This window comes from Kitasatospora sp. NPDC058184 (assembly GCF_042883725.1).
Taxonomy (GTDB): Bacteria; Actinomycetota; Actinomycetes; order Streptomycetales; family Streptomycetaceae; genus Kitasatospora.
Genome location: NZ_JBHVVE010000008.1, coordinates 103,937 through 118,550, shown reverse-complemented (window position 1 = coordinate 118,550; position 14,614 = coordinate 103,937). Strand labels below are relative to the sequence as shown.

Sequence of the window (14,614 nt, the reverse complement as noted above, 5' to 3'; positions counted from 1 at the left end):
CCGGCTCCCGCGGACCGCCCGTGGAGTACCCATGCCTATTCGCCGTGCCGCGTTCTGGCGCGCGCTCGTCGCGCTCGCCGTCGTCGGCGTCTCGTTCTACGTCGCCCTGACCACCCCGCCCCGCCTCGGGCTCGACCTGCGCGGCGGCACCCGGATCGTCCTGGAGACCCAGGACTCGCCCACTGTCCGCGCCGACGCGGACGCCACCGACCGGGCGCTGGAGGTACTGCGCCGCCGGGTCGACGGTCTCGGTGTCGCCGAACCCTCGCTCGCCCGCGCCGGGGAACGGCGCATCGTCGTCGAACTCCCCGGCATCCAGGACCCCCGCGAGGCCGCCGGGGTCATCGGCCGCACCGCCCAGCTCACCTTCCACGCCGTCACCGCGAACGCCGACGGCCCGGCCGGACCCCCGGCGGCGGACGGCTCCCGGGTCCTCGCCGATCCCGGCCTCCCCGGTGGCCACCTGCGGCTGGGTCCGCCGGTGCTGACCGGCGACGGCGTCAAGGACGCCTCGGCCGTGCTCGACACCCGGACGGGCCTCGGCTGGAGCATCGACCTCTCCTTCCGCGGCTCGGCCGGCGACGCCTGGGCCCGGCTCACCGGGGAAGCCGCATGCGCCGCGCCGGCCGACCCCACCCGCCGGGTCGCCATCGTGCTCGACGACCGCGTCCTGTCCGCCCCCGGCGTCCAGGACAGCGTGCCCTGCGGGCAGGGGATCACCGGTGGTTCGACCCAGATCACCGGCGGGTTCTCGGCCGACGAGGCCCGCGATCTCGCCGCCCTGGTCAAGGGCGGTGCCCTGCCCGTACCGGTGACGGTGATCGAGCAGAGCACCGTCGGCCCCACCCTCGGCGCCGAGGCGATTCGGGCCAGCGCCCTGGCCGCGGCCATCGGCCTGCTCTGCACCGGGGCCTTCGTCATCGCGGTGTACCGCCTGCTCGGTGTGCTGGCCACCGTCGCCCTCGCCCTCTACGGACTGATCTCGTACGCCGCCGTGGTCGCGCTCGGCGCGACGCTCACCCTGCCCGGGCTGGCCGGCTTCGTGCTCGCCATCGGCATGGCGGTGGACGCCAACGTGCTGGTCTTCGAACGGGCCAGGGAGGAGTACACCGCGCCTCGGGCGGCCGGCCCCGGCAGGGAACGGGACCTTCGGCGCCCGCTGCGCGTCGGCTTCGCGAAGGCATGGAGCGCGGTGGCCGACTCCAACGTGACGACGCTGCTCGCCGCCGGTCTGCTCTTCGTGTTCGCCACCGGCCCGGTCAAGGGCTTCGGGGTGACGCTCTCGATCGGCGTGCTGGCCTCGATGTTCTCGGCCATGCTGATCACCCGGCTGCTCGCCGAGTGGGCGGTGCGCCGGCCCGCCGTCGCCCGGCGGCCCGCCCTGACCGGCATGGCCACCGTCGGCCGGCTCCGGACCCGGCTGACCCGGCGGCCGCCCCGGCTGATGCGCCACCGGCGGCGCTGGCTGGGCGTCTGCGCCGGGCTGCTGCTGCTCGCCGTGGCCGGGATCGGCGGGCGCGGCCTGGACTTCGGCGTCGAGTTCACCGGCGGCCGGGTGGCGCAGTACACCGCCGCGCAGCGGGTCGACGCGGACGCCGCCCGCGCGGCGGTGGTCGGCGCCGGGTTCCCGCAGGCCGTGGTTCAGACCACCGGCGACACCGGGGTGTCCGTCCGCACCAAGGAGACCGGCGACGACCAGCAGCAGCGCATCCGGGAAGCGCTCACCGGCGTCACCGGCGAGCTGTCCGTGGAGCGCGACGAGCTGATCGGGCCGAGCCTCGGCAGCGAGCTGCGCGGCTACGCGCTGGCCGCGCTCGGGCTCGCGGTCGCCGCCCAACTGCTCTACCTCACGATCCGCTTCCGGTGGGCCTTCGCGGCGGCCGCGGTGATCGCGATGGCGCAGGACCTGCTGCTCGTCCTCGGCCTCTTCGCCTGGCTGGGCAAGCCGGTGGACAGCGTCTTCCTCGCCGCGCTGCTCACCATCGTCGGGTACTCGGTCAACGACACGGTGGTGGTCCTGGACCGGCTGCGCGAGCTGCGCCGGACCGGGACGAAGGCGAACTGGGCGGATCTCGCGGACCGCGCCGTGGCGCAGACCCTCCCTCGGACGGTGAACACCGGCATGGGGGCGCTGTTCGTCCTGGTGGCCCTGGCGGCCTTCGGCGGCGACTCGCTCGCCGACTTCTCGGTGGCGCTGCTGGCCGGGGTCCTGCTGGGCACCGCGTCGACGGTGTTCACCGCGATGCCGGTGGTCGTCCTGCTTCAGGAGCGGTTCCCGGACCGGCCGCAGGAGGCCGAGGAGGCACCGGCACCTCACTCGGCGGGCGCGGCCCGGGCGCGCGACCACAACGGGGCGGTGGTCTGAGCGGCGTTGGTTCGGCCGGGAGGCCGTGCGTTCCGCGACCGGCCGGCTGCTCGCGGTCGGCCGGCCGGCGGGCGAGCAGGTGCTGGTGCTGGTGCTGGACGTCAGCGCCATCGGACGGCGGAGCGCCGTCCTGACGCACGATGAGACGCCGACCTGCTGGTCAACGGCCGCCGTACAGCGGGACGTTCGGGCGCCGCAGGGCGCGGGGCGGCGCGCCGCCGAGGAGCACGGGAGGTCTCGTCTCCCGGCCGATCCGGTATCGGGAGACGTGCCGGCCGGACGGCGGGGGAAGCCGCTGTCCGGCCGGGCCCAGCCTTACCCCCGTACGGACGGCAGCGGGTTGGCCGGCTCGTCCAGCCACGCCCGGTGCCCGCCGTCCGTGTCCACGGTCAGCCCGAACCGGTCGAAGCCCGGGCGGCCCTGCTTCTCCCACCAGTGGACGACGTCCTCGACCTCCGACCACATCCGGCGAGGACCCGACTGGCGGACCTCGTACCGTTCCGCGCCGTTCACGAAGTCGACCGTGGCCCAGGACGTGACGCCGGTGTCGAACAGCCACAGGGTGGTCATCCCGTCGCCGTCGCTGCGCCGGTAGTACGCATCGGGCACGGCCAGGCCCACGACGAAGGACGCCAGCCAGTCGTCCACGACATCGAGCGGGCTGAGGGTCGTGTACTCCTGCGCGGCGTCGCCGGGCCAGTCACCGGGCAGGTAGTCGTCGACGGGCGGGCCCTGGTAGCGCTGTTGACGCATGCGCATGAACGCCGAGGACCCGGTGAACGGCCCCTCGGCGGTGCGGCCGGCGGCGGTGAGGCGGGCGACGGCTCCGCCGCCGAAGAGCGGCGCGAAGGGCAGCACCAGCACTCCCTGCGGCCGGATCTGCCCGATCACGGCCGCGGGGACCTCCCGTACCGAGCAGGTGAGGATCCCCCGGTCGTACGGGGCCCGCGGCGGGTACCCGTCGGCGGCGTCGCCCACTACCGCGGTCGGGGCGTCGTCGAGGGCCCGGAGATTCGCCTCGGCCTGGGCGGCGACCTCCCGGTCCAGTTCCACGGTCACCACGGCCTGCGCGCCTTGGCGCCGGGCCAGCAGCGCGGCGTTCCAGCCCGGGCCGGTCCCGCCCTCCCAGACCGTGTGGCCTTCGTGGACGTCCAGGTCGCGCAGCATGGAGGCCACCATCGTCGGCATGGAGACCGACGACGTCGGCTCCCGCTGCCCGCCGTCCGCGTCGTCCTCCCACTGCGTCACGATCGCCACGTCGGAGTACGCGAGCTCCAGCCACCTCCCGGGGTTCTCCGTCCGGTCGCAGCGCTCGTAGCCGTCGCTGGTGCTCGCCCAGACGACGTCCGGGAGGAACAGGTGGCGCCCGATGTCGAGGAAGGCCTGACGCCAGCCCGGGGTCAGCGCACCCGAGGCCTCCAACCGGTCGACGAGCCGGCCCTGGAGGTCGGCGATCGCCGTCACTTGTGCTTCGGATCGGGAGTCGGGCCCTGTCCGTCGGGATTCGGCTTGGGGCCGATCTGCGGGCCACCGGGCTTGGCGTGGGAGCCGCCCCTACCGTCGTTCGGGCCGCCCTTGTTCTCGTCACCCACGGGTGATTCCCCCTTCTGTGCGACGCTCCGAGAATTTCAGAGCAGAGCGTAGGTGAACGAACACCCAAAGTAAATGGCGGTCCCACCGCTCCTCCTCGCGGGACAGGCACGGCTGGCCGACCATCCCGGGCGGGCCAACGCTTCGGGTGGTACAGCGCACAGGAGCAGCCGGGGAGCGCGCGCGGCGCCACCCACGCCGACGCCGGGCGCCTTGCCGAGGAGTGGGAGCGATACGACAACCTGGCGAGGGAGCAGTTCGTCGGGAAGTGCTGGAATTCGCATGCAGTGGATTCCTACGGCAACCAAGGCCGCACCGTGGTTCGAACAACCCGGAGGCGCCACTCAGTTCTCCCTTGAAAAGCCCGTCAAGGTACTCTGCGCCGCGGAATACCTTTTCTTCGAGAATGGAAAATCCTGCTGATGGATCGTCACCAACTTCTGACGCGCCTCACCGAGGCAGGAGTGAGCGACCGCTTCTACGGGATCAGCACGCAAGGTCTCTCGACGTCCAACCATCTACACGAGGCGGCCCCCGTCCTCACCGAGGGCCGCGATGGTCGATGGACGATCGACGTCTATGAGCGTGGCGAGCACTGGGAGGAAGCGAGTTTCGAATCGGAGGAAGAGGCGTGTTCCTACCTCTACGCAGAGGTCACGAGGCAGTGGGAGCTCTACGGGTCTCAGTGAGGTGAACAATCGAGCGCAGAGTCGCCGGGTCCTGGTGGTGCAGGACGACGTGGACGTCCACGATCGGGAGCGGGGTGAGACTGGTTTCGGTGGTGCTCATGTCCTCATCTAACTGCCGTACGGGGTTTAGGTGTTGATCGTCCGGTGCGGCACCGCTCCCAGGATGGCCTGTGCGGTCTGCTCGGGGAGTCAGGTGGGTGGCGTCTCGGGGCGCCGTCGGGTCTCAGGGGCGGGGGGCGATCTTCAGGTCGCCCCGGGTGACCTGGCGGATGTGGGGACCGGCCAGCAGGTCGTGCGGGTAGCCGAGTTCGATGCGGCCGGCCTCGTCGAGGCGGTCCGACTGGGCGGCGCTGAGTTCGACCTCCAGGGCGCCCAGGTTGTCCTCCAGCTGCGTGAGCGTGCGGGCGCCGACGACGGGCGCCGTCACGCCCGGCCGGTTCAGCGTCCAGGCGAGCGCGACCTGCGCGGGTGTGCGGCCCAGTTCGGCGGCGACCTCCTTCACGACCTCGGCGACGGCGAGGGCGCGTTCGGTGACCATGCCCAGCCCGGCGTTGAAGCTCCTCCGGGTGCCCTCCCCGGGGTCGGCGGCCGCCGCGGTCAGGTCGGCGCGGCCGTACGTGCCGGTGAGCAGGCCGCCCGCCAGCGGGGAGTACGGCAGCACGCCCAGGCCCATCTCCCGTGCCATCGGGACGAGATCGCGTTCCGCCGCCCGGTTGAGGAGGTTGTACTCGATCTGCAGGGCGACCAGCGGGGACCAGCCGCGCAGGTCGGCGACCGCCTGCATGCGCGAGACCTCCCAGGCCGGGACGTTGGAGACCGCCACGTACAGGACCTTGCCCTGCCGGACCAGGTCGTCCATGGCGCGCAGGATCTCCTCGACCGGCGTCGTGAAGTCCCACACGTGCAGGTACAGCAGGTCGAGGTAGTCCGTGCCCAGCCGCCGGAGGCTGGACTCCACCGAGGCGAACATGCTCTTGCGGTGGCTCCCCGCGGAGTTCGGGTCGCCCGGCCGGCGCAGCGTGGTGTACTTCGTCGCCAGCACCAGGCCCTCGCGGCCGCCCCGGGTGAACTCGCCCAGCTGGCGCTCGGAACTGCCGTCGGTGTACGTGCTGGCGGTGTCGATGAAGTTGCCGCCGCGCCCGACGTAGGCGTCGAACAGCCTGCGCGCCTCTGCCTTCTCCGCGCCCCAGCCGAACTCGGTGCCGAACGTGGCCGTGCCCAGCGCGAGCGGTGAGACCCGCAGTCCGGAACGGCCCAGCAGCCGGTAGCTGTCGAGGGTGAGTGCCATGGTGACCTCCCGTGTTCGTGATCCGTCGTCGACAGCGAGTCTGCGGCGGCGACGGGGCACGGATAAGGGAGGGGACTTCCTGGGAACATCTGTCCCACCCTGGCTGTTGCGCCGGTCATGACGACCTCCGCGCCGGACAGGACCCAGACCCAGGAGCTGGCCGCGTTCCTGCGCAGCCGGCGCGAACGCCTGGATCCCCGGGACGTCGGCCTGCCGGCGCGCCTCCGGAACCGCCGCACCCCGGGGCTGCGCCGTGAGGAGGTCGCCGAACTGGCCGGGGTCAGCGTCGACTACGTCGTCCGACTGGAACAGGCCCGCGGGCTGCGCCCCTCCCCCGACGTGCTCCAGGCCCTGGCCGGGGCGCTGCGCCTGGCCCCCGACGAGCGCGCCTACCTCTTCGACCTGGCCCTGCGGCGGCCCCCCGGCGCCGACCGGCCCGCCACCGCCGCCGCGCCGCCGCTGGCCCGGCTGGTCGCCGACCTCGCGCCGCTGCCCGCCATGCTCCTGAACCACCGCTACGACATCCTGGCCTGGAACGCCGAAATGGCGGGACTGATGGTGGACTTCGACGCCCTGCCGGCCCCGCAGCGCAACGCGATGTGGCTGTGCCTCATGCATCCGCGGGTGCGGGAGTTCTACCTCGACCGCGAACGCGTGGTGCGGGAGGGGATCTCCCACCTGCGCGCCGCGTGGGCCGCCTACCCGGAAGACCGGGCCCTGAGCGGCCTCATCGCCGAATTCACCGCCGGTGACGAGGAGTTCGCGCGCCTGTGGGCCGAGCGGGACGTCCGGGTCAACGGCCGCGGCCACAAGGCGCTGCGACACCCCGAGGCCGGCGTCCTCACCGTGCAGTTCGAGACCCTCAGGCCGCTCCAGGACCCGGACCAGCTGCTGGTGATCTACCGTGCGGCGGACGCGGAGAGCCAGGCGGCCCTGGACCGGCTGCGCGCAGCTGCCGCCGGGCCGCGGCAGGGGCCCGACGGGCTCTCGCACGCGTCCGGCTCCTCGCACCGGCCCTGACCGTCGGCCACTCACCACGGAGCGGCAGAGGCGGCACCTGTACGCGGAGTCAGCCGAGGTCGAACTGCCAGTACGCGGTGTCGCGGAACCCGGGCGACTTCGGGGCGACCTCGACCGTGACCGGGCCTCCCGCCTTGTCGGGCTTCACCCGCACCGGCACGGTGCGCTTCTGCTCCGTGCCGAGGGGCGGTGTGAGGGCGGTGACGGTCGCGGCCTGGTCCAGGAAGGTCATGCTCGCAGCAGGGACGGGAGCGGAGCCGAAGGCGGAAGGGGTGGACAGCGGGCCGGAGTCGATGGCCTTCCCCGCCCGGACCACGACGGCGGCGGAGCCACCGGTCGTGCCGACGCCGGTGTCGGGGGACGTCCCACCGGGGCGCAACTCCTCACCCGTGCCGTTGTCGTAGGTGATCGTGAAGCTGTAGCTGCCGTCGGGTTCCCGGCGGGGAGGGCCCACGGTGATCCTCAGACCGTCGTCGTAGCGGGCGGTCCCGCCGGCGCCCAGGGGCTCGACGACGCTTCCGGGGCCTTTGACGTACCCGTGCTGGGTCAGGGAGTCCTCGAACTTGGCCAGCGCCATGGCTCCCAGGACGACCAGGGCGGTGAGGACCGCCAGCACGACCCCGAGGACGGTGGCCCAGCGCGGGGTGTCGGAGGGCCGGGGGCAGGCGGGAACCGCGTTCGTGTCCATGCGGGTCACGGTAGGGAAACAGCTGGTCGGAACGCATGAGCGGACGTACTCAAGGGCCCCTGAGTAGCGGGCCTACGCGGTGCAGGTGCGGTCGCGGGCGGGGAGGTGTCCGGTGGCGAGGTAGGTGTTGACGGCGGTGTCGACGCAGGAGCTGCCGTGGACGCCGTAGTTGGCGTGCTGGTTGGCGCCCGCGAGGGTGAGCAGGCGGGAGCTGGGGAGGCGGTCGTGCAGGGCGGTGCTGCGGGTGTAGGGGACACGGGGGTCGCCGGTGGAGGCGACGATCAGGGCCGGGGCGTCGTGGCGGACCCGGACGGGGGCTTCGCGGGGGCGGTCCCAGAAGGCGCAGGGGGTGATGTTCTCGGTCAGCGGGGCGAACAGCGGGTGGGCGGCGCGGGCGCGTTCGATGTCGCTCCAGTACGTCTCGGGGTCGCGCGGGGCGGGTGCGTCTCCGCACAGGATCGCGGTCTGGGCGCTGCCGGTGCTGGAGCCGGCGGGGGTGAACACGGAGCGCAGGAGGTCGGCGAAGGCGGGCGGCAGGGTGGAGGGGTGGCCCTGGGCGGCCCGGGCGAGCAGGGACATCTGCTCGGCCAGGGAGGCGCGCGCCGGGTCGGTGTCGTCGGCCATCCCCGTGAAGAGCAGGGCGGGGACCTGGCTGTCGTCGAGGCGGAAGGCGTCGGGGGCGGTCCCCACGGTGAGCGGTTCGCGGGAGGAGGCGGCGATGACGCCGTCGAGGGTGGCGCGTACCTCCTCCCGGGTGCGGCCGAGGCCGTAGGTGCTGTCGCGGGCGGCGGTCCAGTCGGACCAGTCGTCGTACGCCTTCTCGTTCTCGGCCTCGGTTCCCTTCATGAGGCGGGGGCTGTAGCGGTCGGGGTCCAGGGCGCTGTCGAGGACCACCCGGTCGTAGCGGGTGGGGAACATCTGGGTGTAGGCCGTGCCCAGGTAGGTGCCGTATGAGTAGCCCAGGTAGGAGATCCTCCGTTCGCCGAGCGCGCCGCGCACGACGTCGATGTCCCGGGCGGTGTTGCGTGTCGTGACGTGCGGCAGGACGTCGGCGTTGGTGGCCCGGCAGCGGTCCGCGACGTCTCTGGCCCGGGCGGTCTGGCGGTCGAAGCCTGCCCGGTCGGGGCCGGCCGACAGCAGGCCGGGCCCGGAGGACAGGCCGCAGTCCAGGGGGGTGCTGCGGCCGGTGAAGCGCGGGTCCATGCCGATCACGTCGTAGCGGGCGCCGGTTTCCTTCATCACGGGGCGCACGGTGAGCCCGATGCCGAGGCCTGGGCCGCCCGGGCCTCCGGGGTTCACCAGGAGGGAGCCGATCCGATGGCGGGTGTCGGTGGCCTTCAGGCGGGACACGGCGACGGTGATGGTCCTGCCGCCGGGGTCGCCGTAGTCGAGGGGTACGGTCACGTCCGCGCATCGCGCGCCAGCGGCGTCGAGGGCGCGGCCCGTCTGGTCCTCCCCGCCCCGAGCGCAGCCGTGCCAGTCCAGGCGCTGCTGGTAGTAGCGGCCGAGTCCGGCGGCAGGGGCCGCGTCGACGGCGGCGGCCGGCGTCGTGGCGAGGGCGGCGGGTGCGACGGCCAGGCAGGTGGTGAGGCCCGTGGCGAGGACGAGCCCCGCGGCCGAGGCGCGCCGGACGGTGGTGCCGGTGATGGTCATGCTGCTCTCTCCCGGAGGGGTGACGGACGCGTCCGACCCGGAGGACGTCCGGGCCGTGCCGGTCGAGCCTCTCAACGCACCTGCTCCGAAGGCATCGCCCTGCGACACGAACTGGCGGTACGTCAGACGCACCACGGCGGGCCATCGGTATACGACCGGCGTACCACCCCGCCCGTTCCTTCCGCAGGGCGGACGCGGTACCGGAACGCGTCGAGGGGGCCGTCGGAGTCGATCCCCTGGACGACTTCGGCGTCTTCGGCGTCGTCGAGCGGTGGTGGAGTCGACTCAGCGGGCCGTCGCGGGAACGAGGTGGTCGAGGCCCTGGGCACTTCCCGTCGCCGCCTTGATCGAGCGGGGCAGCATGACGTGCTCGTAGGCGCGGACGGCGTCGCCGACGCTGGATTCGGTGACGAGGGCGTGGGCGAGGTCGGCGCCGTCGAGCATGGCGAGGTTGGCGCCCAGCCCGACCGGGGGCATCAGGTGTGCGGCATCGCCGAGCAGCGTCACTCCGGGCACGTGCGTCCAGGCATGCGGGGCGGGCAGCACGTGCAGGGGCCGGTTGACGAAGCCGTGGTCGCTGTCGCGCAGGATCCGCAGCAGGCCGTCGTCCCAGCCGTCGAACATCTCCGACAGGTGCTCCCGCACGGCCCGTTGGTCGCCGAGGTCGAGTCCGGCGGCCGTGTGCCAGTCCTGCGGCTCGCGCAGCGCGAGGTAGCCGCGGATGTGACCGTTGCTGTTGCGCTGGGCGACCAGGGTCCGGCCGACGCCCTTCGCCAGCAGCGATCCGTTGCCGACCAGTCGGGCGAGTTCGGGGTGGCGGGTGTCGCACTGGTCGAAGCCGGTCTCGACGAAGGTGACACCGGTGTAGTGGGGTACGGCGGGGGACAGCGCCGGGCGGACCCGTGACCAGGCGCCGTCGGCACCGACCACCAGGTCGAACTCCTCGGACGTACCGTCGCCCAGGAGCAGCCGGCACGTGCCGCCCGCCAGCGGGGTGACCCCGGCGGCGGCACGGTCCCACCGCACCGTGTCCGGGGCGAGCGAGTCCAGCAGCAGGCCGCGCAGTTGGCCGCGGTCGATCTCCGGCCGGCCCCCGCCCTCGGTCGGCCCCCGCTGCGTGAGGAGGGCGCCGGTGGCATGGTCGAGCACCCGCCACTCGTCGCCCTCGGGGCGGGCGAGGGCATGGAACCGGTCGAGCAGGCCTGCCGACCGCAGGGCGGCCTGGCCGGTGTCGGCGTGAAGGTCGAGGGAGCCGCCCTGCGGGCGCGCGTCGGCGTCGGCTTCACGTTCGAACACCGTGACGGCGCGGCCGTGTTGCTGCAGGATCCGGGCACAGGTCAGGCCGCCGGGGCCGGCGCCGACGATCGCGATGCGGGGGGCACGGGCAGTGGGCATGGGTGCGTCCTTCCGGTGGTGGGCGGGTCGCCGGGCGGCCCGACACCACCAAGAAAGCACACTCACTAAATAAGTGCAATGACTACACTTTCAGAGTGGATGCACTTCGGGCTATGGTGGTCGGGTGACCGAAGCGATTGGGCGCCGCGAGCGCAAGAAGGCCCAGACCCGCCAGTCCCTGGCCGACGCCGCACTCGAACTCTTCCTCGAACACGGCTACGACCAGGTCGGTGTCAAGGACGTCGCCGACGCCGCGGACGTCTCGGTGACCACCCTGTTCAAGCACTTCACCAGCAAGGAGGCGCTGGTCTTCGACCAGGACGACGACCTGGAGGCGGCCCTCGTCGCGGCCGTGCGCGAGCGGCCCCCGGGCCGGTCGGTCCCACAGGCGCTGCGCGAGCACCTGCTGCTGAACCAGACCCGGTTCGCCATTCACGCCGCCGACCCGCGGTTCGCCGACTTCACCCGCCTGGTGCAGGACACCCCCGCGCTGCGCGACTACTCCCAACGGATGTGGACCCGCCACGAAACGGCCCTGGCGCGGGCCATCGCGCAGGCCGTGGACGCGCCCGACGACGACGTCAGCTGCGTCGCCCTGGCCCGGTTCGCCCTGGCGGCCCGCAACCTGATCCTGGAGCACCCCGAACCGCGCCGGGCCGCCGACGAGGCCTTCGCCCTGCTCGAACACGGCTGGGCGGCCTCCCATCCGAGCAGCTGACCCGATCCGCGAGAGCCCCGATGCGCGCACAGGCGCCGCGTGCTCCCGGCCGCGGCCCCTGTGATCCGCGGATCGCACCGATTGTCGCGAAGCCTTGACACTGCGCCACGGGCTGAGAACCCTGGTGCTGTACTCCAGGGACGCGAGGGACACGGCATGCCATGGGTTGACGAGAGCAAACGCCACCGGGGTTTCCCGGCGGCGGTGTTGGCGGACGGCAGCGAGCCGGAGCCGCTGCCGGACGGGCGCACCACCTGGTGGCTCTACAACGGTGCGGACGGCCCCCGGGCCACCGCGGTGCGCGGTGGTTGCAGCTGCGGCTGGCGGGGCGAGCAGGTGCACCGGTTGGACTTCGGCGACGACTCGGCGACCGAGGCGGTGGGCAAGGCCACCGGGCCGTTCGCGGACTGGGAGTCGCACGTCGACCTGACCGAGGGTGTGGTGCCGCGCGAGGTCGAGGACCTGATCGCGGCGCTGGTGGACCGGATCTGCGACCTGACGGAGAGCAGGCCGTACGCCGCCGCCCGTGCGGCCGGCCGGTTCGAGCGCGCCGCCGCTTCGACCGCGCTGCTGGCCGGCCGCAGGGCCCACCACAACCTGATGACCTGGGAGTACATCGGCCGCGCCTTCGGCTGCGGGTCGGCGGAGGCGCAGGAGCGGTTCGGCGAGACGCCGCAGGACGGCGACCGGGACGACGAGGTGTAGGTCGTCGGTCGTCACGCATCGGGCGGGCGGTGCGAGCACCGGTGCCGGCTGCGAGCACCGGTATCAGCGAGGACACCGCCAAGCGGGTGCCCGCGTCACCACGACGGGCACCCGCTCCTCAACCACCCCCGGTCCTGCCAGGACCGGGCTCCCGCCCCGATGCTGCCGCACCCCTGCCCGCGCGCGCCAGCTCCACCCCCCGAAGGGGTGACAGGTCCCAACCCTTCCGATTTTTTCTGCTCCGCGGGAGTCCGCCCTGGGGGTGTCCCGGCCTGGGGGCGTCCCGGCGTCCGGCGCGGACCGCTTCCGGTCAGGCCTCCGGTCAGGCGTCGAGGACCTGGCCTTCGCGCTTGACGACCGGTCCTTCCGTCGACCACGGGAACTCGATCCAGTCGTCGGTCCGCTTCCACACGTACTCGCACTTCACCAGGGAGTGCGACTTCTCGTAGATGACGGCGGACCGGACCTCGGCGACGTGGTCGAGGCAGAAGTCGTGCACGAGCCGCAGGGTCTTGCCCGTGTCGGCGACGTCGTCGGTGATCAGGACCTTCTTGTCGGTGAAGTCGATCGCGGCGGGAACGGGCGCCAGCATGACGGGCATCTCGAGGGTGGTGCCCACGCCCGTGTAGAACTCGACGTTCACCAGGTGGATGTTCTTGCAGTCCAGCGCGTACGCCAGACCGCCCGCCACGAACACCCCGCCGCGGGCGATGCTCAGGACGAGGTCGGGCTCGTAGCCGTCGTCGGCGATCGTCTGCGCGAGTTCGCGCACCGCCCGCCCGAAGGTCTGGTAATCCAGGGTCTCACGCACATCAGTCACGACGATCAGTGTCCTTGGCCGTCGGCCGGGCCGCGAGTTCCGGCACGCTCTGGACCGGAAGTGTGGTGCTTCACACGTCGGCCGAGCGCTCCGGTTCCCCGGGCCACGGCGGCCGGCCCGCGGGGAGTCGGGCGGGTGCCGTCAGGTTCGGCGGGCGTGGGAGGCCAGGCGGTCGGCGAGGGCGGTGACGAGGGTGCGCAGTTCCTCCGGGCGCTCGATGACGAACGGCCGGTCGATCGCGGCGAGGAGCGGCGGCAGCCAGTCGAGGCGCTCCGCCCGCAGCTCGACGCGCAGCCAGCGCTCGGCGGTCGGGTCCCCGTCCGGTGCCGGTGCCGGGTCGTGGTCCTCCAGTGTCGCGACGCCGGCGGGCAGGTGGGCGCGGATCTGCTCGGCCGTGCCGTGGATGCGCAGCGTCACCTCGTGCCGGTAGTCGGCCGTGGCGAAGCCCGACAGCAGGCGGTCGGCCGGGTCGGGGCCGGCGGGCGCGTCGAACGTGCCGGGCAGGGCCCTCGCGTCCGTGACGCGGTCGAGCCGGAAGGTCCGGTCCTCGCCGATCCCGGGGTCCGCGCCCGTGACGTACCAGCGGTTCGCGTGGGCGACGATCCCGTACGGGTGCAGCATGCGTTCGCTGGGCCGGCCGTCGCGGTCGGTGTACCTGAGGGAGACCGGCCGGCGGTGGCGCACCGCGTCGGCGAGGGTGAGCAGGATCCCGGCGTCCGGGGCGGCGTCCCCGTCGGAGCCGTCCGTGAAGGAGAGGGCGTCCAGGAGCGCGTCGAGCCGGGCCGCGACGTGCCGGGGCAGCACCCGGCGGATCTTGGCGGCAGCAGTCTCGCCCGCCGTGCGCTCGGCCGTCGCCAGTCCCGTCCGGCGTCCGGCGAGCAGTCCGAGCAGCACGGCGAGCGCCTCGTCCTCGCCGAGCATGAGCGGGGGAAGGCGGTAGCCCGGGGAGATCCGGTAGCCGCCGTACCGGCCGCGCACCGACTCCACGGGCACGTCGAGGTCGATCAGGTGGTCCACGTAGCGCCGCACGGTGCGCCCGTCGACGCCGAGGCGGTCGGCCAGTTCGGCCAGCGTCCGGGTACCGCCCGACTGCAGCAGCTCCAGGAGGGTCAGCACACGGCCGGTGGGTCGGGACATGTCCACAGCCTAGGCGGATAGTGGACAGGTTCTGTCCACTATCCCTCCTAGTCTGCGGAGCGCACGGCCGCTCAGCGGCACCAGCACTCAGCCGCGCGACCGCGGCCGGCTCCGCCCCCGTCCCAGGAGGACACCATGGACTTCGTTTCGATCCGCATCATCACCGGCGACGTCGCACGCCTGGTCGAGTTCTACGAACGCGCCACGCAGGTACGGGCGGAGTGGGCCACCGAGGACTTCGCCGAGCTCCGGACCCCGGGAGCCACCCTCGCGATCGCGGGCACCCGCACCGTCCCGCTGTTCGCCCCGGGCTCCGCCCGCCCGGCCGCCAACCAGAGCGTCATCACCGAGTTCCTCGTCGACGACGTGGACCGCGTCCACCGCGACCTGACCGGGTTCGTCACGGACTTCGTCACCGAGCCGACCACGATGCCCTGGGGCAACCGCTCCCTGCTGCTCCGCGACCCCGACGGCAACCTCGTCAACTTCTTCACGCCCGTCACCCCGGCGGCCATCGCGAAGTTCACCCGCTGACGGGGCACCCCG

At 73.1% G+C, this 14,614-nt stretch carries 14 protein-coding genes; 7 read left to right on the top strand and 7 right to left on the bottom strand.

Annotated features, from left to right (window positions below; genetic code table 11):
• Positions 1 to 31 precede the first annotated feature (31 nt).
• Positions 32 to 2,365 carry a protein translocase subunit SecD gene (gene secD, locus ACFVXH_RS17450; RefSeq protein WP_387824478.1) on the top strand — a complete coding sequence of 778 codons (2,334 nt, stop codon included), beginning with the start codon at positions 32 to 34 and terminating at the stop codon, positions 2,363 to 2,365.
• A 315-nt stretch (positions 2,366 to 2,680) separates the two neighbouring features.
• Here secD and ACFVXH_RS17445 read toward each other — a convergent pair whose 3' ends face one another.
• Positions 2,681 to 3,829 carry a protein-L-isoaspartate(D-aspartate) O-methyltransferase gene (locus ACFVXH_RS17445; RefSeq protein ID WP_387824475.1) on the bottom strand — a complete coding sequence of 383 codons (1,149 nt, stop codon included), beginning with the start codon at positions 3,827 to 3,829 and terminating at the stop codon, positions 2,681 to 2,683.
• A 201-nt stretch (positions 3,830 to 4,030) separates the two neighbouring features.
• Here ACFVXH_RS17445 and ACFVXH_RS17440 point away from each other — a divergent pair, with 201 nt between their 5' ends.
• Positions 4,031 to 4,378, top strand: coding sequence for a glycohydrolase toxin TNT-related protein (locus tag ACFVXH_RS17440; protein ID WP_387824472.1), 348 nt, complete (start codon positions 4,031 to 4,033; stop codon positions 4,376 to 4,378).
• Entirely contained in the window at positions 4,378 to 4,644 is a 267-nt protein-coding gene (locus ACFVXH_RS17435) for a hypothetical protein (RefSeq protein ID WP_387824469.1), read from the top strand. The genes ACFVXH_RS17440 and ACFVXH_RS17435 overlap by 1 nt, the downstream gene beginning before the upstream one ends.
• A gap of 223 nt (positions 4,645 to 4,867) precedes the next feature.
• On the opposite strand, the gene ACFVXH_RS17430 is transcribed toward ACFVXH_RS17435, so the two are convergent.
• A complete protein-coding gene (locus ACFVXH_RS17430) occupies positions 4,868 to 5,932 on the bottom strand; it encodes an aldo/keto reductase (protein WP_387824466.1) in 1,065 nt (354 codons plus the stop codon).
• Positions 5,933 to 6,049: 117 nt separating this feature from the next.
• On the opposite strand from ACFVXH_RS17430, the gene ACFVXH_RS17425 reads away from it, so the two are divergent.
• Positions 6,050 to 6,952: a helix-turn-helix domain-containing protein gene (locus tag ACFVXH_RS17425; protein WP_387824463.1), complete on the top strand. Its 903-nt coding sequence runs from the start codon at positions 6,050 to 6,052 to the stop codon at positions 6,950 to 6,952.
• Positions 6,953 to 7,001: 49 nt separating this feature from the next.
• Here ACFVXH_RS17425 and ACFVXH_RS17420 read toward each other — a convergent pair whose 3' ends face one another.
• From ACFVXH_RS17420 to ACFVXH_RS17410, 3 genes are all read right to left on the bottom strand, one after another.
• Complete coding sequence (locus ACFVXH_RS17420; protein WP_387824460.1) at positions 7,002 to 7,640, bottom strand: hypothetical protein; 639 nt, start codon at positions 7,638 to 7,640, stop codon at positions 7,002 to 7,004.
• Between the two features lie 72 nt (positions 7,641 to 7,712).
• Positions 7,713 to 9,293, bottom strand: a complete 1,581-nt coding sequence (locus ACFVXH_RS17415; protein WP_387824458.1) for an alpha/beta fold hydrolase — start codon at positions 9,291 to 9,293, stop codon at positions 7,713 to 7,715.
• A 285-nt stretch (positions 9,294 to 9,578) separates the two neighbouring features.
• Entirely contained in the window at positions 9,579 to 10,688 is a 1,110-nt protein-coding gene (locus ACFVXH_RS17410; RefSeq protein ID WP_387824456.1) for an FAD-dependent oxidoreductase, read from the bottom strand.
• 124 nt (positions 10,689 to 10,812) lie between these two features.
• On the opposite strand from ACFVXH_RS17410, the gene ACFVXH_RS17405 reads away from it, so the two are divergent.
• Positions 10,813 to 11,406, top strand: coding sequence for a TetR/AcrR family transcriptional regulator (locus tag ACFVXH_RS17405; protein ID WP_387824453.1), 594 nt, complete (start codon positions 10,813 to 10,815; stop codon positions 11,404 to 11,406).
• Positions 11,407 to 11,562: 156 nt separating this feature from the next.
• A complete protein-coding gene (locus ACFVXH_RS17400; protein ID WP_387824450.1) occupies positions 11,563 to 12,111 on the top strand; it encodes a hypothetical protein in 549 nt (182 codons plus the stop codon).
• 322 nt (positions 12,112 to 12,433) lie between these two features.
• On the opposite strand, the gene ACFVXH_RS17395 is transcribed toward ACFVXH_RS17400, so the two are convergent.
• Complete coding sequence (locus tag ACFVXH_RS17395) at positions 12,434 to 12,931, bottom strand: phosphoribosyltransferase (protein WP_049651192.1); 498 nt, start codon at positions 12,929 to 12,931, stop codon at positions 12,434 to 12,436.
• Between the two features lie 141 nt (positions 12,932 to 13,072).
• On the bottom strand, positions 13,073 to 14,068 hold the full coding sequence (locus ACFVXH_RS17390; RefSeq protein ID WP_387824447.1) for a helix-turn-helix transcriptional regulator: 996 nt from the start codon (positions 14,066 to 14,068) through the stop codon (positions 13,073 to 13,075).
• 135 nt (positions 14,069 to 14,203) lie between these two features.
• Between ACFVXH_RS17390 and ACFVXH_RS17385 the strand changes: the two genes are divergently transcribed.
• The gene (locus ACFVXH_RS17385; protein WP_074003579.1) at positions 14,204 to 14,602 is read left to right on the top strand and encodes a VOC family protein; all 399 of its coding nucleotides are present in this window, start codon (positions 14,204 to 14,206) and stop codon (positions 14,600 to 14,602) included.
• The last annotated feature ends 12 nt before the right edge of the window (positions 14,603 to 14,614 follow it).